Raw genomic sequence first — 19,005 nt, 5'->3', positions numbered from 1 at the left:
CGATTCTGTTGAAAAAGTAGCTGCTTCCCCATGCCTTCGGCAAAATTGCTCTGTCAGTGAGCGTGGGGGCGAACAGCATGATGGGACAGTTACCGGGAGGGCAGCAGCGCCTGTTTTACTCGTTCAATCTGGAAGATCACGTCCCGCCCCAACACCTCCTGCGCAGCATCGACCAATGCCTGGATCTCAGTGATCTGCGCGCCTACCTGGCGGATTTCTATAGCCCCATCGGGCGTCCCTCGATTGACCCGGAATTGATGGTGCGTATGCTCGTCGTCGGCTACTGCTATGGCATTCGTTCCGAGCGTCGATTGTGCGAAGAGGTGCACCTGAACCTTGGCTATCGCTGGTTCTGCCGGCTGGGTCTGGAAGACGAAGTACCCAATCACTCGACCTTCTCGAAGAACCGACACGGCCGTTTTCGTGACAGTGGCCTGTTCCGCTGGTTGTTCAATGAGGTGCTGCGCCGCTGCATGGCGGCTGGCCTGGTCAAAGGCGAAGGCTTCGCTGTGGACGCCAGCATCATCAAGGCCGATGCTAGCCGCCAACGTGGCATGGCGGGTAATGAAGTCGATTGGAACGATCCAAAGCTCAGCAGTCGCGCCGTGCGCGAGTACCTCGAAGCCCTTGATGAAGAGGCGCTGGCTGAGGCTCTTCCTAAGAAAATTTCGCTCACCGATCCTCAGTCCCGTTGGACAGCAGCACCAGGCGGCCCGGCCTTCTTTGCCTACTCCACGAATTACCTGATCGACACTGAGCACGGTGTGATCATGGACGTGGAAGCTACCTCGGCGCACCGTACCGCCGAAGTCGATTCGACCAGGACGATGGTCGAGCGTGTCGAAGCGCAGTTCGATCTCACACCGGAACGCCTTATCGGCGATACCGCTTATGGCATCGCCCCGATGCTGGCCTGGATGGTAGAAGAAAAGGACATCGAGCCGCATGTTCCGGTGTGGGACAAGACCGAGCGCAAGGACGACAGCCTCTCCAGTAACGACTTCCACTGGAACCAGGAAGCCAATGAATATCGCTGCCCAGCCGGCAAACCACTACGCAGTGAATGGCGCGCCTTCACCCAGAAAAGATCGCGGGTGACCAAGGCCAACACCATCATTTACCGCTCCAGCCAAACCGACTGCGCCACCTGCTCGTTGAAAGCGAAGTGCTGCCCCAACACGCCGACTCGGAAGATCGTCCGCAGCATCCATGAGGCTGCCCGCGACGTGGCTCGACGTATCGCCAAGACACCGGAATACCTAGTCTCTCGCTGCGAACGAAAGAAGGTGGAAATGCTATTCGCCCACCTCAAGCGGATAATGAAACTTGATCGCTTACGGCTGCGCGGTCTGACGGGTGCGACTGATGAATTCACCCTGGCGGCGACGGTGCAGAACCTGCGCCGCATGGCCAAGCTTTTGCCTCAAGGGCCACCATTAATGGGATAGGTACGCCTGCTGCGAGCAGAAACCCTCAAATTAACCCTCAGAGCTGAGCAATGACGCTCAGCGAAACGCCGAAAGGCAACTTGAAGTGGCTTGCAGCCACTTCGACAGCCGGTACATCCGACCGCCTGGCTGCCGCTAAACCTGCTTTTTCAACAGAATCGGCCGAAAGCAGCCAGTTGCGAAGATCAATCTTTGGCCGAATTCAGTCCGCCCCGCGACATCACTGGCTCTAGCAAGCCGTCAAAAAAATCAGGCGATGCAAGCGAGACAATACGAGGAAAAATGACGCAAAGGCGGCCCAGCGGCCGAAGCCGCTAACACCCATCGGCAACCTGGTTAGGTCTCAACCACCGCCTAAAGCGTGCTATCAGTCAGCTCGGCATTGGCTGCAGCGTTTCGTACACGCTGCCAATCATCCGCCAATGTCAACGCCGTTTCAGCACGTTTGAGCGCCAGCTCAGCCTGCCGATGCGCCGCGACCATGGTCGCGGCATCGCCAAGCCGTCCCAGCGACGCCAATGCCTGTTGCAGGCACAGCCCCACTTCGACGATCGCTGCGCCGTCGCGGGCGATCGGTGTGAAGAAATCGTTCAGCATGTCCGCCTCGCTCAATGCCGGGGCAAACACCCGCTCGAACTTCGGGTTCTCGGGCGCTGCACGCCGGCGCAGGTGCGACAGCACGCGAACGCCGCGGCCGATGACGTCAATGGCGGTGCCCTGATCGTTGATCCCTGGCGACAAGGCGCGAGAAGCGATTTCCGCCATTACGGTCATGCCGAAACGCGGGTCGCGCTCGAAGGTCCGTTGCGCGCCGATGACGAAGGCGGTGCGCAGCGCGCCGTCACATTTCTCATCGATACCGATGGACCAGGCGATCGGCTGGGTGGGCTCCACGAACACGCCGGGCAGCACGCAGATATAGACCGAGCTGTGCGCCGACCGGGTCAGTTCGCCAAGCGCAGGCATGTCGATGTGTTGCACGAAGCCGACCTTCTCGGCGTACAAGGGACGCGAACCTGGTAGCCCCCTGGGGTCCACCTCAAGCGGGCGTCCGCCGAGATAGGGCTGTTCCATGCGCTGGCACAGTGCACGTGTCGCAGCGCGTTCGACCCTGGCCGTGGTTTCCGCGACTCGGCCCAGCCCTGAAAGCTGATCGATCCAGCGCAGCAGCGCATAAATAACCAGAACGACCACGATGATCGTCGCCGCGAACAACACCACACGCCCTTGCGCACCATAAAGTCCCGTGCTCAGCGCGATGATGCCGACCAGGCTGAAAATGAACGAACCGATGAACGTCGACAGGGTGTTTTGCGTGGTGGGGTCTTCCACCAACAGCGAGATGGCGCGCGGCGTCACGTTGCTGGTCGCCGAACCGTAGGCCGCGACCATGATGCTCAACGAGAAGGTGGTCACCGCGAGCATGCTCGAAGCCAGTACGTTGAGAATGTTATCGACCGCGTCTGAGCCAATCTTGGCGGGTACGTCGTCGGGAATATAGGGCGCCACCGCCAGGGCCACCAGCGCAGTCGCTACACCCAGGACGGAGAACAGGCTGGCCCTGAACCAGGGTCGTTTGCTGATACGGATGAGAAACCACTTCCAGCGCTCGACCATCTGCCACTCCAATCCGTAGGTTTCAGTACAGACAAGATCAGACCCAGGCCGTTGCGCAAGATTGGAAGTTTGTTGTCCTTAGCCGCAATCGGGCCCTCAATGCTCCAGGAAACGAGCAACCATTGCCGGCAGCTCCCGCATATCGCTGATGACCGCCGACACCCCCAGCTCACGCAACGCCTGGTCGTGGCCGGCCGGAATGTGGCTGGCGCCAGTGAAACCAATCACCTGCATCCCGGCAATGCGCGCCGCCAGCACACCGGTCGGGCTGTCTTCGACCACCAGACAGTGCCCCGGCGCCACCCCCATGCGCTCGGCAGCCAGTAGATAGACGTCCGGAGCCGGTTTGGGCGATGGCACCATATCGGCACAGAAGATGTTCCCCGCGACGCGCTCGGTCAGCCCGGCGCGACGCAGCGACGCCTCGACGTTGTGCAGACGGCTGTTGGATGCCACCGCCAGCGGCAGATCGATGGCAAGCAAGGCTTCGCGGACGCCCGGAATCGCCTGGACCTCCTCGGCCACCACCTTCTCGCTTTGCCGACGCAGGTCGGCGTCGAAGGTGGCGGGCATTTGCAGGTCGAAGCGCTTCTCGATGAGATCGATGATGCTCGGTACCGTCAGGCCGAAGGTCCCTTCCAGGGCCTCGCCCAACCGGTCAGCGGGTACATGCAGGCTCAAGGCCTCGAACAACACGCGGTGGCTGATGATTTCGCTGTCGACGATCACGCCATCGCAATCGCTGATCAGCAGCTCGATAGTGGCCATCGGGTCTCCTGAGTTGGGGCGCGGTCGGCAGGATGCCTCCGAATGCGCAGACAGCCGTTGGACTGCGACAAACCCGTCGAGTTTAGCGGCGCATCCGTGTCACTTGGCGAATCGCTCAGCGAATCCCCAGCAACCGATCCAGCGACCACCAGCCCGCCCCGCGACCGATCACCACCAGCATCAGGCCGATCCACGTGAGATGGGTGGGCCAGGCGTCAGGATAGACGAACACCTGAATCACCAACGTCATGCCCAACAGCGCCAGCGCCGATAGCCGCGCCAGCAAGCCCAACACCAGCAGCAGCGGAAACAGGTGCTCGGCGTAGGTCGCCAGGTGCGCGGCCAAATGGGGCGAAAGCAGCGGCAACGCGTATTCGGTCTCGAACAGGTCGTAGGTGCCCGGTTTGATCGTCAATAGGCCGCTGACTTTGGTCCGGCCGGAATAGAAGAACACGGCGGCAATCGCCAGACGGGCGACCAGTGACAATGCGGAGTCGCTGACAATGGCCTGCAGCCAGGCAGCGACGCGATTCCAGCGTTGAAGCCAATACGATGGGGCGGTGGTTGAGGTGCTGTGTGGCGTGTCCATATCAATCGCCTCGGTTGTTCGTCGTGCCGCTGGGGTCAGCGGCAAATACGCCGGCCTCGAACAGGCGTGCCAGCAGGTCGTTGAAGTCCAGATCGGGTTGGGCTTGCAGTGCCAGGGTCGACGCTTCGTCCAGTCGGCATCGCGCGGCGCACGCATCGAGAAACGCGCAACCGCCAGCCCCCAACGGCTGCCAGACAACGCGCCCATCCCGACGGCACAGCACCGCGCCTTCACCCTGCCAGACCAGTGATCGGGGCACGTCCAGCTGTTCGCGGTTGCAGCGCCAGATGGTGAAGACAGGCAATGCGAACCACTGCCAGCGTGCTGCGGCGCTTGGTCTGAGGTGCAGTTCGGCGAGTTTTTCCGGCGCCTGTGCGGCGAATGCGGACAGTGTCAGCGGTGCCTGTTCCGCCGCGCTGAACGCTTCGATCCAAAGCCGGTCGAGGCGTGCCACGCCGGCCAGATAGGGCAGTTCCCGTGCAGGCTCGAAGGACTGCAGGAAGTCTGCGAAGCCGACGCCGTATTCGATCAGTTGCGCCAGTACTGGGGGCGAGCGCCTGACATAGTGGGCGGCCGCGGCGGCGAACCATTCGGCGCCGACCAGCCGCTCGACCGTTGGGAAGTTGGCCCGCAGCGCATCCACGCAGCCTTTCATGACCGTATTGCGATAGACCGCGAAGCCTGGCTGAGCCGTGAGCGCCGCGATCATGCCATGCGCTTCGTTGGAATCCACCGGTTCGACACCCTGCAGGGCCTCGACGAAGGCGTCCTGGAACTGTCCCAGCGACACGCTCATCCCACCCTCCTCTGCTGATCCAGCAATCGCTGCGCGCAATCGCGCTCGCCCAGCAGGTTGGTGAAAGCCGGTAGTTGATCATCACGTTCGATCAGCGTGGGTCGCGCGCCGATTCGTCCGATCAGTCGTTGATACAACGCCCAGACCGCCCCGGTGATCGGTGCGTCGTGGGAATCGATCAGTAAACCGGAGTCGCTTTGCGGATCCTGGCTATGTCCGGCCAGGTGTACCTCCAGCACGGCTTGAGCCGGGAAGCGATCGACATAGGCAAACGCATCGAAATCGAGATTATGCGCGCTGACATAGACGTTGTTGATGTCCAGCAGCAGGCCACAACCACTGCACCTGGCCAGCTCGGCGAGAAAATCAATCTCATCCCACTCGTGCCCCTCAATGCGCATGTAATGGCTGGGATTCTCAACGGCGATCTGCCGGCCGAGAACATCCTGAGTGCGTTGGACGTTATCGACGATCCGCGCAAGCGCGGCGTTCGTGCGTGGAAACGGCAGCAGATCGGGATGGTACTGACCTCGCCAGACGGACCAGGCGAGGTGCTCCGAAACAAGGGCTGGCCGAATGCGTTCGGCCAAGGTTTTGAGGCGTTGCAGATGCGACTCGTCCGGCGGGCAATCCGCTGCCAGCGATAACGACACGCCGTGCAGCGACAGCGGATGCTGCGCCCCAACTGCTTCCAGCCAGGCCAGACGAGGGCCGCCGCTGAGCATGTAGTTCTCCGGGTGCACCTCGAACCAGAGTCCGGAGGCGGTGCAAGCCTGCGCCGCCTCGTAGTACTCGGGCTTGAGACTGAGACCGGCCCCCAAGTGAGCTGACATGATCATCGGCAGCGTAGGCGATCAGGATTCGATAGGCGTCAGCGAGCCCATGCCCTTGGGGGTCTCGATCGAGGTGCAGGTGCCGGCCGGAACGTTCTTCCACGCGTTGCCCTGGTAATCCATTTTCGACGTGCCAGCGCAGCTTGTTCCGGCGCCCGCTTTGCAATCGTTCTGACCCGCAAGCGCGACGCCATAGCACTTCTCCATGGCGCCTTCGGTTTTTTCGGCCGCCGTGGCGCCGGCGGCAAGGGATGCGAGAGCAACGGCAGCAGCGGTAAGAGCGAGAGTATTCATGTGGTTCTCCATTCGGTTCGCAGATGCGACCAGCGGGTTTGCTGGCCACTCAATCGATAGTTCGTAAGGTGCGGGGTAACGGTTACAGGGCAGAAAAATATTTTTGAGATTTTTTTCGGCCGGCCCTACCGTATCGACGCCTCAAGCTGATGGCTCATTGAACCCAGCGAATCGCAGCAGCGAAAGATCTCTCCCCTTGTAACCAGAGCACCCGATGGAACGAACTACCCACCATGAGGCATTGAAGGCGCGCGAGATCCGCCTGCAAGCGCTGCTGTTGCGGGGATTGGAGGGTGACGAGGCGTGTTATCGGCAGTTCCTGACCTTGCTCGGTGCGCATTTGCGCAGCTTTCTCAGGCGCAGATTGCACTCGGCGGACGTCGAAGATCTGCTGCAGGAGGCCTTGCTGGCGGTGCACAACGCGCGCCATACCTACCGCGCCGACCAACCGCTGACCGCTTGGGTGCAGGCCATTGCGCGTTACAAGCTGATGGATTATTTCCGCGCCCATGCACGACGCGAGGCGCTCAACGACCCGCTGGACGACGACGCGATGCTGCTTGCCGAAGAGGATCACCACGCCGAGCAGGCACAGCGCGATCTGACCCGGCTGCTCGAACAGTTGCCGGATAAACAGCGCTTGCCGATTCTTCACGTGAAGCTGCAGGGACTGTCAGTGGACGAGACTGCCACACTGACGGGTTTGTCCGTATCGGCCGTCAAGGTCGGCGTGCACCGTGGTTTGAAGGCGCTGGCCGCCCTGATTAGAGATTCCCGATGAAAACCGACGACCTGATTTCAATGCTTGCCAGCAATGTGCCGCCCGTCGAACCTCGGATCGTCGCCAAGCGCTTCAGTCTCGCCGTTGTGATCGGCCTGTTCCTCGCTCTGCTGGTATTGCTGACGCTCTTCGGCGTGCGCCCGGACCTCGCCGACGTGGCCGCCAAGCCGCTGTTCTGGGGCAAACTGGCGCTGCCCGCTTCGCTGCTCGGTGGCGCCTTGATGATGACCAGCCGCCTGGCTCGGCCCGGCGTACGCGCTGGCGGCAGTTGGGCGGTGATCGGCCTGCCGGTGGGTGCCGTGTGGTTGGCGGCAGCGGGTCTGCTGCTCAGCGTATCGGCCGAGAGTCGCTGGACACTGGTGCTCGGCAGTACCTGGCGAAGCTGTCCGGTCAATATCGCCGTGCTTTCAATACCGGCGCTCTTCACGGTGTTCTGGGCCATGCGAGGCCTGGCCCCGACCCGGCTGCGCCTGGCCGGAGCGGCAAGCGGCCTGCTGGCCGGCTCGATGGCGACGCTGGCCTACAGCCTGCATTGCCCGGAGATGAGCGTGGCCTTCTGGGCGGTCTGGTACGTACTGGGCATGCTGGTACCCACCGTCATCGGCACCCTGTTGGGGCCGCGACTGCTGCGCTGGTAAACCGTTACGACGCGCATTTCGTTCAATACCGACGCAACGCCCCCTCCTATCTTCGCGCTGTAATCCCTGCGTGAAACTAGGAGTTTCGATGAGCCTGTTCCTCTCTATGGCCGCCTTTGCGCTGGCCTCTTCCATCTCACCCGGCCCGGTCAATATCGTCGCGCTGAGCAGTGGCGCCCAGTTCGGCCTGCGTGCCGCCATGCGCCATGTCAGCGGCGCCACCATTGGCTTTACCCTGCTGCTGTTGCTGATCGGTCTCGGGCTGAGCGAAGTCCTGGGGCGATGGCCTTGGTTGACGGAATCCATCCGGCTGGCCGGCGTCGCATTCCTGATTTACATGGCCTACCGGCTGGCGCGCGACGACGGTCGTCTGAACACCCAAAAGCCGGCGCTGCGGCCGACGATGCTCTACGGCGCCATGATGCAGTGGTTGAATCCAAAGGCCTGGCTGGCCTCGGTGGCCGGAATGGGGTTGTTCGCGGCCGCCGGTGATCTGCCTTCGGTATGGCGCTTCGCGGCGATCTACTTCGTGATCTGCTACGTCTCGTTGGCTTGCTGGGCCTATGCCGGCACCTTTCTGCGGCATTACCTGAACAATGCCGCGCGGCTGCGATTGTTCAACCGGGTGATGGCGGCCCTGCTGATTGGTTGCGCGGTCTACCTATTGGCGTTCTAACGTGTTGGTGTTCTAGCCGGTCGAAGGTCAAGCGATAGCGGGCACCAGGCCGGTCGTCCAATACATCCGCCTAGGCACGACGCTGGCCACGGTAGTGCCCTGGCGTTGCCGCCAGTAGCAGTTTGAAGGCGCGCTGCAGATGCGCCTGGTCGGCAAAGCCCGCGGCCAACGCCACTTCGGCGATCGGCACGCCACGGCGCAATTCCGCTCGCGCGAACTGAACCCGACGGTTGGTCAGATAGGCGTGCGGCGTCATTCCGTAATGCTTCCTGAACGACCGGATCAGGCTCGATATCGACACACCGGCCGTCGAGCAGATTTCTTCCAGCTTGAGGGAACGCTGGTAGTTGTCGGCAATGAATTCGGCTGCACGCCTAAGCTTCGGATCGCTCGCCGGCGCCGTGGTCTGCATCCCCAGGCGCTGATGCATGGCGCTGAAGAACTCCACCGCGGTGCTGTGCTTGTGCAAATGGTCGGCATGGTCATCGGTCAATGCCGCATGCAACTTTCTGAAACCGGCTTGCAGCTCCGAATCACGCGTTAGAATCGGCGCGAAGCAGCGAAACCCCGCACCGCCCATGCCCAGTTCATCCTGCAGATCACTCAGCCAGTCGGCATCGACATACAGCATGCGGTACGCCCAGGGCTGATTGCGAATCGGGTTGCAGGCATGCACGTCACCTGGATTCATCAGCACCAGCGTGCCCGCATCGATGCGGCACTGTTGATCGCCATTGATGTAGGTACTGGTGCCGCTGTCGATCAAGCCGACGGAAAAAGTCTCATGGCTGTGCCGCGCATAGCAGACGCGACGTCCGTCCGCCACGCTGCGCGACTCGATGAAAGGCAACGAATGGTCCCGCCAGAAGCTGGAGCCAGCAAGCGGGCGCTGATCTGTGGTGTTTGGCTGATGCATGACGGGGCTGATACAGGCTGCTACGAGAAGGTTCAGGTTAGCCGAAAATGGCGCTCTTGACCGCAGCGCAGGGCGCCATCGTCGAGCAAATGCCTGGTTCTATTCGCCAGACGCCTCTCGTCGCGGTTCCTGAACGATCACATTGACCACCAGTCACCTCTAGTAGCCATCCACTGCTAGGAAACCGGAGCAGGCTCAAGCATCAGCTGCGCTACCCGAGCCTCTGTTCCTAAGCCTCGGCATAAAATAACCCGGAGGCCTGATGACCGAATGCACGATTCACTATGACGGCGCCCCTCTTGTCGGCGAAGCCGACACCCCGCTGATCGATTTCCTCGCCAGGCACGACATTGACCTGCCCCACGTCTGTTATCACCGTGCGCTGGGCTCGCCACAGACCTGCGATGTCTGCTGGGTACAAGTCGACGGAGAACTGGTGCGCGGCTGCACGTTGAAGGCCCGCGACGGGCTGGAAATCACCAGCCAGATCGCCGAGGCCAAGGCGGCCCGCGAGGAAGGAATGGACCGGCTGGTGGCCAAGCATGAGCTGTATTGCACGGTCTGTGAGCACAACACCGGCGACTGCACGTTGCATAACACCTATGCGCAGATCGATCCACCGATCCAGCGCTACGAGTTCAAACGCAAGCCCTACGAGAAAGACCACTCCAATCCCTTCTACACCTACGATCCGGACCAGTGCATTCTCTGCGGCCGCTGCGTCGAGGCCTGCCAGAACGTCGAGGTCAACGAGACGCTGTCGATCGACTTCACCATGGAGCACCCACGCGTGCTCTGGGACGGCGGTAAGCCGATCGACGAGTCGAGCTGCGTCAGCTGCGGCCACTGCGTCACCGTTTGCCCCTGCAATGCGCTGCTGGAGAAGACCATGCAGCCGGATGCCGGCCCGTTCACGTCGCTGCCGCAGGACATCAAGCGGCCGATGATCGACATGGTCAAGAAGCTCGAGGAAACCATTGGTGCCCGCCCGATCACCGCCATCTCGAAAATGGACATGCACTGGCGCCAGCCGGAGATCAAGCGCACCAAGACCGTGTGCACTTACTGCGGCGTGGGCTGCTCCTTCGAGATGTGGACCCGCGACCGGCACATCCTCAAGGTGCAGCCGGTGGTCGATGCGCCGGCCAACGGCATCTCCACCTGCATCAAGGGCAAGTTCGCCTGGGACTTCGTCAACGACCCGAAACGCCTGACCACCCCGCTGATCCGCGAGAACGGCCAGTTCCGCGAAGCCAGCTGGGACGAGGCGCTGGATCTGGTCGCGCATCGGCTCATGCAGATCCGCGACAGCCACGGGCCGGACGCCATCGGCTTCATCGGCTCGAGCAAGGCCAGCAACGAGGAGGCCTATCTCACGCAGAAAATCGCCCGCGCGATCATCGGCACCAACAGCGTCGACAATTCCTCGCGCTACTGCCAGAACCCGGCCACCAAAGGCCTGTTCCGCACCGTCGGCTACGGCGGCGATGCCGGCACCATTGAGGACATGGAGAAAGCCGACTTGATCGTGATGGTCGGCAGCAACCTGTCCGAGAACCATCCGGTGATCGCCTCCAAGCTCAAGGCGCAGAAGAAACACCGCGGGCAGCAGTGGGTGGTGTTCGATCCGCGCAAGCACGAGATGGCCGAACGCGCCGATATTCATTTGCGACCCAATTCCAGCACCGACCTGGTCTGGGCCTCGGCCCTGTCGCGCTACATGTTCGAACACGGCTATGCCGATCAGGAATTCCTCAGCGCCCGGGTCAACCAGGTCGAGGAATACCGGAAATCGCTCGACCCCTTCACCATGGATTTCGCCGCCGAAGTCACCGGCATCGCCAAGGAAAAGCTGATCGAGGCTGCGGAGCTGATCGGGCAGGCCAAGTCGGTGTGCCTGCTCTGGGCCATGGGCATCACCCAGCACAGCCACGGTTCGGACACCAGCACGGCGCTGTCGAACCTGCTGCTGGTTACCGGCAACTACGGCCGGCCCGGCACCGGCGGCTACCCGATGCGCGGCCACAACAACGTGCAGGGCGCCAGCGATTTCGGCTGCCTGAAGAACATGTACCCCGGTTACGAGAAGGTCACCGAGGAAAAGAACCGCAACAAGTGGGCCAAGGCCTGGGGGGTTTCGCCTGAGTCGCTGTCGCTGGAGAAGGGCAACGACAACTTCACCATGGTTCAGGGTGCCGACGAGGGCTCGGTCAAGGCGATGTACATCATCGGAGAGGAAACCGCCTTCTCTGACGCCGACAGCAAGAACGTGCACAGCGGCTTCGAAAGCCTCGATTTCATGGTGGTGCAGGACATCTTCCTCAGCCGCACCGCCGAGTTCGCCGACGTGGTGCTGCCGGCCTGCCCCTCGGTGGAAAAGGACGGCACCTTCACCAACACCGAACGGCGCATCCAGCGCTTCTACCAGGTAATGCCGCCGCTCGGCAACAGCCGCCCGGACTGGCAGATCCTCACCGATCTGGCCAAACGCATGGGCCACGACTGGGGCTACAGCCACCCGAGCCAGATCATGGACGAGGCGGCCAGCATCGCCACCCTGTTCCAGGGCATCAGCTACGAAAGGCTGGAGGGCTGGCAGTCGCTGTTCTGGCCGATGCAAAGCGACGGCAGCACCACCCCGCTGCTCTACACCGAGCGCTTCCACACCGATGACGGCAAGGCCGTGCTGTTCCCGCTGGAATGGAAGGAGCCGGCCGAAGCGGCGGATGACGAGTACGACATCATGCTCGACAACGGGCGCATGCTCGAACAGTTCCAAAGCACCAACCAGACCGGCCGAGGGCCGCGTATCTGGTCGCAGGCGCCGAACTGGTTCGTCGAGGTCAGCCCGGAGCTGGCTGCCGAGCGCGGCATCGAGGACGGCACCTGGGTGCGCGTGACGTCGCGACGCGGCTCGGTGGAGGTTCGTGCCACCGTGACCGACCGGGTCGCCGGCAAGACGCTGTTCATGCCTATCCATCAGGGCAAGCCCGGGCTCAACCTGCTTACCGGCGAACACCATGACCCCGACGTGAACACGCCGGCCTACAAGGAAACCGCGGTCAGACTGGAGGTCCTGCCCGAGAAGGGCGAACCGCCGCTACCGCCGAACAGCTTCCGCCATGCCAAACGCACGCCGAACGAGGGTGTGCCCGTCGAGGTGAAGTGGTACCGCGATGATTACGTCGCCCCGCCCGCCCAAGCCCAGCATCCGGAGAGATTCTGATGGCCCAACGACTGAACTACGACGTCCCGCCGACGCCGATCGGCCCAAGCGCGCGTGAAGAACTCGATACGCTCCTCGAAACCCTGCACCAGCGTGGCGTGCTGCGCTTCGCCAATGATCTGGCAGGCTCGCACGACCGCTTGCTCAAGGTGCTGGTCGACGGCCTGAGCAAAGAAGGTTCGCTCAACGCCGTGCAGAACCTGTCGATCCTGGGCATGGCACTGTCGCGCATCGAGCCGGCGCAGTTCTGCAAGGTAGTGTTCGCCTTCCAGGAGGCCTTCCACGCCGTCGGGCACTACAAGCCCGACGGCAAGCACGACGAAGCCCCAGGCGTCACCGGCGCTTACAAGATGCTGCACGACGATGAGTTGTGGGCGGCACTGATGCCTATCATCGAGGGGTTGAAGAGCTTCGCGGGCGGGCTGGACAAGGAGCCGGAGAAACCGATCACTGCCTTCAGCGGCAAGCGGACCGAGCAGTGAGGCGTCGACAGCGCTTTCGCTATTGCGGTCGCACGAGGGGCACAACGCTCGCGTCGCAGGGACGTAGAGCGTCGCGCCCTACGGACCGAATCAGAGAATCTCCAGCCCCTCGCACTTGTAATCGCCAATGAAGATATCGTTTTGCAGAACTTCACCGTCGAGGTTGAAGCAGAACAGGTAGCTCTCCGTACGGTCGCCGATTTCCACGCTCTTGAGCCCGATGCACTCCTCCGGGTGACCCGGCAGGATCTTGAACGAAGAAATGCCGCGCTCGGGGATGCGCTCGCCCACTTTCAGCGTACGAATCTCGCTGAAGTCTTCGTTGGCGATGATCAGCGTGTTGGCGCCGCGCTCTCGCTCGTCCACCGCCTCGTCGAAGGGTTCGTTCGAGATCTTGCGCGGGAAGAAGAGCCACTCACGGCGATACGGATGCCATTCCGCCGCTTCATGGATGACGTAGCCATCGGGGCCGACGCCGAGCGCGTCACGGATGCGCTGGTAGCGATCCGCCCAGTTAACGCTGCGCACGCCGTAGTTGCGATCAAGCATCTTGACCCACTCTTCAGCCGGCCTCTTGCCGTGGCTGCCAATCACGAGTTGATCGTTCCAGAGTGTCGCCCATTCGCTCTTGAAACCTTTGAAGGCTTCGTCACCGCTGCCGGTCATGAGAATGTTGCGCGGCACCAATTGATTTTGATCGCGGACTTCGCAGACCAGCCCGGTGCGATCGTCGAAAGTGACCAGGCGTTTGCCGAACATCACCAGTTCGGAAAACTCCGCGCCACGCCCGCCTTCGGCAATCAGACTGACCAACTGGAATTCGCCCCCCTCTGCCTCCGGTATATCCTCGAACCGGTACCGAGCCAGGCCGGCTTGCGGGTCCATATGCCGATGCAGACGGTCATGGCGCAGGGTCGATTGCCAGGCGATCCGGCCGTCTTGCTGCTCCACCTGTGAAGCGTGATCCTCATCGGTAATGATCGCGAGCAGGTACTCGGTTGTGGTGCTGTCGTAGCGTTCAAGTCGCCGAATGTCGAAATGTTGTTCACTCATGGATAAATGCTCGATTGAGACGCGGCGCCGGTAGCACAGCGCATGGGGGGATCGTCTGGGTTCGGACAACACGAGCGATGCAAGTTTCAATGACGGCTCCCGTGCCTTTGATTGCCACCAGGCTTTCACGCAAACTGCGCAGCAGCTTCGTCCGTTTCGTTGTCGAAGCCTCACAGTACACGACGATCGGAACGGCATGATTTTTCAACTTTTTCAGCGACACTCACCGGTCGGCGACGCCTCATCGGCAGCACCGCTTACCCGCCGCGCCGCAGCCATTATCGGCGGCGCTCTGCTGCTTAGCCTGGCCGGCTGTGGCATTCAGCGGCCAGAAACGCCCGCGCCCCGGCCCGATGAGGTACGGGCGAAAATCGTCCGGCTGATCCCCAGCAACATCCCGGATCGCCAAGGCTGGGCAATGGATATCTACACCGCATTCGATGCGCTGGATATCCCGCCGAGCAACGAAAACATCTGCTCGGTGTTGGCCGTCACCGTGCAGGAATCGACCTTTCAGGCGACGCCTGCCGTGCCAGGCTTGGCAAAGATCGCGCGCGAAGAAATCTACCGCCGTGCCGCCCGGTTGCATGTCCCGCGTTTTGTGGTCAATGCGGCGCTGGACGTCCGCTCGCCTAACGGCAAGACCTATAGCGAGCGCCTGAATGCGGTGCGCACCGAACAACAGTTGAGTGCGATTTTCGACGACTTTCTCAGCATCATGCCGCTGGGCAAGCAGTTGTTCGGCACGCTCAACCCGGTCAAGACCGGTGGCCCGATGCAGGTCAGCATCGCCTTTGCCGAAGATCACCGGTGGGACTATCCCTATGAGCGCAAGGGTTCGATCCGCGACGAAGTGTTCACCCGACGTGGGGGCATGTACTTCGGCATCGCTCACCTGCTCGATTACCCGGCCAGTTACACCCAGCCGCTGTACCGCTTCGCCGACTTCAATGCCGGTTGGTATGCCAGCCGTAACGCTGCTTTTCAGGCCGCGGTAAGCCGCGCCAGCGGCATCAAGCTGGCCCTCGATGGCGATCTGATCATTCACGGCAGCAGCAAAGCCGGACAGACCGAACGCGCGGTTCGCTCGCTGGCGAGCAAGCTGGACATGAGCGAAACGGCAATTCGCAACGCGCTGGAGCGCGGCGATACCCACGGCTTCGAGAAAACCAGCCTGTATGAACGCGTGTTCGCGCTGGCCGAAAAGCGTGCAGGCAAATCGCTGCCGCGCGCGGTGCTGCCTGGAATTCGGCTGGAAAGCCCGAAAATCACTCGCAATCTGACGACGGCCTGGTTCGCCAACCGCGTCAACGATCGGCACCTGGCGTGCATGAAGCGCGTAGGCAATTAGCCAAGACACAGGCGACCCAGGCGTGTCGATGCCCAGCCGGGCCGCCCGTTTCGATTCGCCTGGCCAGCATGGCTGCGGAGCCTGGCATGGGGGCTTCACGCTTGTCGAACGAGGGATGGCGAAACTGGGACTCGGCATCGTTCGTGGCGTACTGCCCATCCAATCTCAAGACGATTCAGAGTGCCCGGTCGAAAAACGTGTCCAGCCCGCACCGCTGCGCTTGGGTCACGGTGTAGGCACGCACCTCTTCGGGCCAGTCGACTGCCTTCACCACGCTCAGGCTGCGAAGCATGGGAAATAGCGTGATGTCGTCCCAGCATGGGTGCTGATGAGTCGGCGTCAGATCGACAATGTCTGGCAGTCGCCTTAGCTGTGCATCCGCGTCACGCGCCTTGGCCTCGGTGTTGGCCAGCGCCTCATCGAAGTCGCCGACGGTTTCGGTTTTCTTGCTGCGGAAATGCTCATAGGCCGAGGGGCTGGCGAACTCCTCAAGGCCGATCTGCGTCCAGCGGGGATAGCCGAGGTATTGCAGGTTCGGCACGAACGGCTCCAGCCACTCGCTTAGCGCAGGGGTGTCCGGGTCACCAATCATCGGCTGGCCATCTAAAGCGTCGAGGTATTTGACGATGTCCATGCTGTCAGCCATGGGCGTGCCATCGTCACGCACCAGCACCGGTATCTGATGCTTACCGATCAGTTGAGTGATGGTCTGTTCGTCATCGGCTGGCAACACCACACGCTCGGCTTCGATCCCTTTCAGGCTCAATACCATGCGCACTCGGGCGCTGAAGGGACAGTGGTCATAGTAGTAGAGCTTCACCGGTCACATCCTCAATCGGGGTTTCGAGCAGGTGACCGGCAATCCGGGCATCCGTTTGATCCTGCGTCGGCAAACCGACGAGAGGAGAACGGTCTTGGTTGCGCGTGTTCCGTCCTGCCCGATGGTCAGGAACCTGCCCGGATCGGGTCGTTCTACTGGCTAGTACCTGACGTTGCGTGAGCGCACAAAGCCGGCAGGCCGCGGTGCCGAGCCGCCTGTGCTCACCGTCGCGCAGAGAAACGTCGACAGATCAATCAATCGATTCAGCCGAGGAGAAGCCAGCCATGCCAGCCTTATCCGCAACCCCCAATTGCTGCTGGACCGCCAGCGCACCGCACGGCGATTTCCCACGCCTGACCGGCAACAGCGAGTGCGACGTGGTGGTGGTTGGCGCCGGCATTGTCGGGCTGAGCGCGGCGATGACCCTGTGCGAAGCCGGCAAATCCGTCGTGGTGCTCGAAGCGCGCGAGGTCGGCCTTCAGGTCACCGGGCGCTCCACCGCAAAGGTCACCACTCAGCATGCACTCATCTACCGACACCTGATCGATACCTTCGGCCAAGAACTGGCGCAGTGTTATGCCGACGCCAATCGCGAAGCCGTAAATCGCATTCGTCATTGGGTCGAGACCCTCCAGATCGACTGCGACTACCAGCACCAGTCCGCCTTTGCCTACGCCTGCTCCTCGGATTGGCGGGCGGCCATCGAGCAGGAAGCCGAAGCAGCACGCTGCCTGGGTTTTGCCGCCAGGCTTCTGGAGCGTGCTCCCCTGCCCTTCGATACCGCCTGTGCCCTGGAATTTCCGGATCAGGCGCAGTTCAACCCGACCCGTTATCTCCTGGGGCTGGCCAATGCGGTGCAGGCGCGCGGTGGACGCATCCACCAGCAAACCCGTGCGCGGAGCTTCGAGCACAAAGGGCGTTGGCAGGTCGGTTTCGAGGGTGGAAGTATCGATGCCGAACAGGTGATCCTCGCCACGCATATGCCGGTCGAGACGCCAATCGATCTCGTCAGCCCTACCCAACCGCGCTGCCATGTAGCGATGGCCTTCCGTCCACAAGGGGACGCACATTTGGAGGGGATGTTCATCGGGGTCGACGAGCCGACGCATTCGATCCGCATGGGTCACGACCCCGAAGGCCCCCTGCTGATCGTCCTGGGTCCGCGCTTCAAGACTGGCCAGGACGGCGACGTCGCCCGGCGCTTCGTCGACCTGGAAAGCTGGGCACGAGGCAACCTGCCGGTCAGCGAACCCGCCTGGCGTTGGTGCAACGAAGACTACGACACGGCCGACCGCATGGCGTACGTCGGCGAGCCGGATAGCGAGAAAGCGCCCGGTTTGTTCGTTGCCACCGGCTTCAATGGCTGGGGCATAAGCAACGGCACCGCCGCCGGGCTGGGCATCGCTCGCCAGATCATCACTGGACGCCGGCCATGGAAGCATCTTTACGATCCAACGCGGCCCTCTCCGGATGATTTCAACCAGAGCACCGACAGTCAGTCGCAGGTCGAAGAGCTGGAAGCAATAGGTCATGGAGAAGGCGGTGTGATCACCCGTGGCGATGAGAAGATCGCCGTATGGCGAGACGATTCCGGTACGCTGCATAGCGTTTCCGCAGCGTGCACGCACATGGGCTGCACCGTGACCTGGAACAACGCCGACCGCACCTGGGACTGCCCTTGCCACGGCTCGATTTTCGAGGCCAACGGCGGCGTCATCCATGGCCCGGCCGTACAGCCATTGGCAGCCAAGACGCTCTGATTGACGGCAAGCCCTAGATTGCCGGGCGCGGCTCAGTACAGCAGATCCACCGGTCAATTCGCTGGATTACTCGATGGCCAAGGCCGGCAGTCATCCATCACCCGCCGCGTGCGCTTAGCCGCTAATTCCCATGCCCGCCAGTACGAATGCACCGACCGCTACCACCGATCCCGCCACGATCGCCGCTCCATCCCGCGTGGTGATACCCAGGCCGAACAGGCAGATCGCCGAAAACGGTGCGGTGCTGGCGAACGGCAATAGCTCCAGCGGTGGCACCGAAGCTGTCAGCAGTAGGCAGATAATCGCGATGACTTTCAGAAACGCTTTGCGCGTCGCCCACGTCAATCGATTGCGGCTGATCTTATCCAGCCAGCGCACCACCGGTCTTATCTTGTTCAGACCTTTTTCAAGTTTGTCGCCGCTCACTGAGCGACGGGCAATGAAACCCGGAATCCAGAAATGATCACGCCCGAACAGTAGCTGCACGGCGAACATCGCGATGATCAGCGCCAACAGGGTCGGCAACCCGGGAATGCCGCCTACCGGGCTAATCTCAAGAATCGCCGGAACGAATAAAAACAGCCCGAAACTTCGCTGACCGATCGTTTGCTGTATATCGCCAACCGACACCTTTGCCTGACCATCGCCGAGGTCGATGACCTCGTTGATGACATCTTCCAAGCAATCGGGCTGCTGCTCGTTGGCATCGGCCATTTCGGTCCTCCTCGTCTCAGGTGGCTTGAAGCGCCAAGCGTCAACCTGACCGGATCGTTTCGCGGAGTGACGTGCGGTACTCAGCAGCCCGCACCGTATCAGCTCTGGCTCGGCCTGGCCGGTTTGAACCATGCGGCACAAGCCCTATCGCCATAAAGCTCATTGTTTTTGGGACCGTGCCTGTTGGGGATGATTCTCGAGCTACGGACCATGCATATGTCGTTTCGTCGTGCTCAACATGGG

At 61.8% G+C, this 19,005-nt stretch carries 18 protein-coding genes; 8 read left to right on the top strand and 10 right to left on the bottom strand.

What is annotated here, in order from left to right; translation table 11 throughout:
* The first annotated feature begins 77 nt into the window (after nucleotides 1-77).
* Nucleotides 78-1,448 (top strand): IS1182 family transposase, encoded by a 1,371-nt coding sequence (locus UF78_RS08710; protein WP_045161088.1) that lies wholly within the window; start codon nucleotides 78-80, stop codon nucleotides 1,446-1,448.
* A 354-nt stretch (nucleotides 1,449-1,802) separates the two neighbouring features.
* On the opposite strand, the gene UF78_RS08705 is transcribed toward UF78_RS08710, so the two are convergent.
* The 6 genes from UF78_RS08705 to UF78_RS08680 form a co-directional block, all read right to left on the bottom strand.
* Entirely contained in the window at nucleotides 1,803-3,065 is a 1,263-nt protein-coding gene (locus tag UF78_RS08705; RefSeq protein ID WP_045161726.1) for a DUF2254 domain-containing protein, read from the bottom strand.
* Between the two features lie 96 nt (nucleotides 3,066-3,161).
* Nucleotides 3,162-3,833 carry an HAD family hydrolase gene (locus UF78_RS08700; RefSeq protein WP_045161725.1) on the bottom strand — a complete coding sequence of 224 codons (672 nt, stop codon included), beginning with the start codon at nucleotides 3,831-3,833 and terminating at the stop codon, nucleotides 3,162-3,164.
* Nucleotides 3,834-3,948: 115 nt separating this feature from the next.
* The gene (locus UF78_RS08695) at nucleotides 3,949-4,422 is read right to left on the bottom strand and encodes a DoxX family protein (protein ID WP_045161724.1); all 474 of its coding nucleotides are present in this window, start codon (nucleotides 4,420-4,422) and stop codon (nucleotides 3,949-3,951) included.
* Between the two features lies 1 nt (nucleotide 4,423).
* Nucleotides 4,424-5,218: a DNA-binding domain-containing protein gene (locus UF78_RS08690; RefSeq protein WP_045161723.1), complete on the bottom strand. Its 795-nt coding sequence runs from the start codon at nucleotides 5,216-5,218 to the stop codon at nucleotides 4,424-4,426.
* Nucleotides 5,215-6,057 (bottom strand): DUF692 domain-containing protein, encoded by an 843-nt coding sequence (locus UF78_RS08685; protein WP_045161722.1) that lies wholly within the window; start codon nucleotides 6,055-6,057, stop codon nucleotides 5,215-5,217. The genes UF78_RS08690 and UF78_RS08685 overlap by 4 nt, the downstream gene beginning before the upstream one ends.
* A 15-nt stretch (nucleotides 6,058-6,072) precedes the next feature.
* Complete coding sequence (locus UF78_RS08680) at nucleotides 6,073-6,345, bottom strand: DUF2282 domain-containing protein (protein ID WP_045161720.1); 273 nt, start codon at nucleotides 6,343-6,345, stop codon at nucleotides 6,073-6,075.
* A gap of 214 nt (nucleotides 6,346-6,559) precedes the next feature.
* Between UF78_RS08680 and UF78_RS08675 the strand changes: the two genes are divergently transcribed.
* From UF78_RS08675 to UF78_RS08665, 3 genes are all read left to right on the top strand, one after another.
* The gene (locus UF78_RS08675) at nucleotides 6,560-7,126 is read left to right on the top strand and encodes a sigma-70 family RNA polymerase sigma factor (protein WP_045161719.1); all 567 of its coding nucleotides are present in this window, start codon (nucleotides 6,560-6,562) and stop codon (nucleotides 7,124-7,126) included.
* Nucleotides 7,123-7,764, top strand: coding sequence for a DUF1109 domain-containing protein (locus UF78_RS08670; RefSeq protein ID WP_045161718.1), 642 nt, complete (start codon nucleotides 7,123-7,125; stop codon nucleotides 7,762-7,764). The genes UF78_RS08675 and UF78_RS08670 overlap by 4 nt, the downstream gene beginning before the upstream one ends.
* 88 nt (nucleotides 7,765-7,852) lie before the next feature.
* On the top strand, nucleotides 7,853-8,440 hold the full coding sequence (locus UF78_RS08665) for a LysE family translocator (protein WP_045161717.1): 588 nt from the start codon (nucleotides 7,853-7,855) through the stop codon (nucleotides 8,438-8,440).
* 70 nt (nucleotides 8,441-8,510) lie between these two features.
* Here UF78_RS08665 and UF78_RS08660 read toward each other — a convergent pair whose 3' ends face one another.
* Entirely contained in the window at nucleotides 8,511-9,356 is an 846-nt protein-coding gene (locus UF78_RS08660) for an AraC family transcriptional regulator (RefSeq protein WP_045161716.1), read from the bottom strand.
* 262 nt (nucleotides 9,357-9,618) lie between these two features.
* On the opposite strand from UF78_RS08660, the gene fdhF reads away from it, so the two are divergent.
* Both fdhF and UF78_RS08650 read left to right on the top strand, forming a co-directional pair.
* Nucleotides 9,619-12,582 (top strand): formate dehydrogenase subunit alpha, encoded by a 2,964-nt coding sequence (gene fdhF, locus UF78_RS08655; protein WP_045161715.1) that lies wholly within the window; start codon nucleotides 9,619-9,621, stop codon nucleotides 12,580-12,582.
* On the top strand, nucleotides 12,582-13,064 hold the full coding sequence (locus tag UF78_RS08650) for a DUF1641 domain-containing protein (RefSeq protein WP_045161714.1): 483 nt from the start codon (nucleotides 12,582-12,584) through the stop codon (nucleotides 13,062-13,064). Before fdhF ends, UF78_RS08650 begins: the two co-directional genes overlap by 1 nt.
* A gap of 90 nt (nucleotides 13,065-13,154) precedes the next feature.
* Here UF78_RS08650 and UF78_RS08645 read toward each other — a convergent pair whose 3' ends face one another.
* Nucleotides 13,155-14,117, bottom strand: a complete 963-nt coding sequence (locus UF78_RS08645) for a hypothetical protein (protein WP_045161713.1) — start codon at nucleotides 14,115-14,117, stop codon at nucleotides 13,155-13,157.
* Nucleotides 14,118-14,313: 196 nt separating this feature from the next.
* Here UF78_RS08645 and UF78_RS08640 point away from each other — a divergent pair, with 196 nt between their 5' ends.
* Entirely contained in the window at nucleotides 14,314-15,468 is a 1,155-nt protein-coding gene (locus tag UF78_RS08640; RefSeq protein ID WP_045161711.1) for a DUF1615 domain-containing protein, read from the top strand.
* Between the two features lie 175 nt (nucleotides 15,469-15,643).
* Here UF78_RS08640 and grxB read toward each other — a convergent pair whose 3' ends face one another.
* Entirely contained in the window at nucleotides 15,644-16,288 is a 645-nt protein-coding gene (gene grxB / locus UF78_RS08635; protein ID WP_045161710.1) for a glutaredoxin 2, read from the bottom strand.
* A 284-nt stretch (nucleotides 16,289-16,572) separates the two neighbouring features.
* Here grxB and UF78_RS08630 point away from each other — a divergent pair, with 284 nt between their 5' ends.
* The gene (locus tag UF78_RS08630) at nucleotides 16,573-18,048 is read left to right on the top strand and encodes an FAD-dependent oxidoreductase (protein ID WP_045161708.1); all 1,476 of its coding nucleotides are present in this window, start codon (nucleotides 16,573-16,575) and stop codon (nucleotides 18,046-18,048) included.
* A gap of 114 nt (nucleotides 18,049-18,162) precedes the next feature.
* Here UF78_RS08630 and UF78_RS08625 read toward each other — a convergent pair whose 3' ends face one another.
* Nucleotides 18,163-18,762 carry an exopolysaccharide biosynthesis protein gene (locus UF78_RS08625; RefSeq protein ID WP_045161707.1) on the bottom strand — a complete coding sequence of 200 codons (600 nt, stop codon included), beginning with the start codon at nucleotides 18,760-18,762 and terminating at the stop codon, nucleotides 18,163-18,165.
* Nucleotides 18,763-19,005: the final 243 nt, after the last annotated feature.

The sequence above is a fragment of the Stutzerimonas stutzeri genome (genome assembly GCF_000952685.1).
Lineage (GTDB): Bacteria > Pseudomonadota > Gammaproteobacteria > Pseudomonadales > Pseudomonadaceae > Stutzerimonas > Stutzerimonas stutzeri_E.
This window is presented reverse-complemented; position numbering and strand designations above follow the sequence as displayed.

What these genes read in the sequence shown, in the direction of transcription:
- UF78_RS08645 (WP_045161713.1), bottom strand. Translation starts at nt 14,117, where the DNA reads ATGAGTGAACAACATTTCGACATTCGGCGACTTGAACGCTACGACAGC.
- UF78_RS08685 (WP_045161722.1), bottom strand. Translation starts at nt 6,057, where the DNA reads ATGATCATGTCAGCTCACTTGGGGGCCGGTCTCAGTCTCAAGCCCGAG.
- UF78_RS08640 (WP_045161711.1), top strand. Translation starts at nt 14,314, where the DNA reads ATGATTTTTCAACTTTTTCAGCGACACTCACCGGTCGGCGACGCCTCA.
- UF78_RS08670 (WP_045161718.1), top strand. Translation starts at nt 7,123, where the DNA reads ATGAAAACCGACGACCTGATTTCAATGCTTGCCAGCAATGTGCCGCCC.
- UF78_RS08675 (WP_045161719.1), top strand. Translation starts at nt 6,560, where the DNA reads ATGGAACGAACTACCCACCATGAGGCATTGAAGGCGCGCGAGATCCGC.
- UF78_RS08630 (WP_045161708.1), top strand. Translation starts at nt 16,573, where the DNA reads ATGCCAGCCTTATCCGCAACCCCCAATTGCTGCTGGACCGCCAGCGCA.
- fdhF (WP_045161715.1), top strand. Translation starts at nt 9,619, where the DNA reads ATGACCGAATGCACGATTCACTATGACGGCGCCCCTCTTGTCGGCGAA.
- UF78_RS08690 (WP_045161723.1), bottom strand. Translation starts at nt 5,218, where the DNA reads ATGAGCGTGTCGCTGGGACAGTTCCAGGACGCCTTCGTCGAGGCCCTG.
- UF78_RS08695 (WP_045161724.1), bottom strand. Translation starts at nt 4,422, where the DNA reads ATGGACACGCCACACAGCACCTCAACCACCGCCCCATCGTATTGGCTT.
- UF78_RS08660 (WP_045161716.1), bottom strand. Translation starts at nt 9,356, where the DNA reads ATGCATCAGCCAAACACCACAGATCAGCGCCCGCTTGCTGGCTCCAGC.
- UF78_RS08680 (WP_045161720.1), bottom strand. Translation starts at nt 6,345, where the DNA reads ATGAATACTCTCGCTCTTACCGCTGCTGCCGTTGCTCTCGCATCCCTT.
- UF78_RS08625 (WP_045161707.1), bottom strand. Translation starts at nt 18,762, where the DNA reads ATGGCCGATGCCAACGAGCAGCAGCCCGATTGCTTGGAAGATGTCATC.
- UF78_RS08705 (WP_045161726.1), bottom strand. Translation starts at nt 3,065, where the DNA reads ATGGTCGAGCGCTGGAAGTGGTTTCTCATCCGTATCAGCAAACGACCC.
- UF78_RS08710 (WP_045161088.1), top strand. Translation starts at nt 78, where the DNA reads ATGATGGGACAGTTACCGGGAGGGCAGCAGCGCCTGTTTTACTCGTTC.
- UF78_RS08665 (WP_045161717.1), top strand. Translation starts at nt 7,853, where the DNA reads ATGAGCCTGTTCCTCTCTATGGCCGCCTTTGCGCTGGCCTCTTCCATC.
- UF78_RS08700 (WP_045161725.1), bottom strand. Translation starts at nt 3,833, where the DNA reads ATGGCCACTATCGAGCTGCTGATCAGCGATTGCGATGGCGTGATCGTC.
- UF78_RS08650 (WP_045161714.1), top strand. Translation starts at nt 12,582, where the DNA reads ATGGCCCAACGACTGAACTACGACGTCCCGCCGACGCCGATCGGCCCA.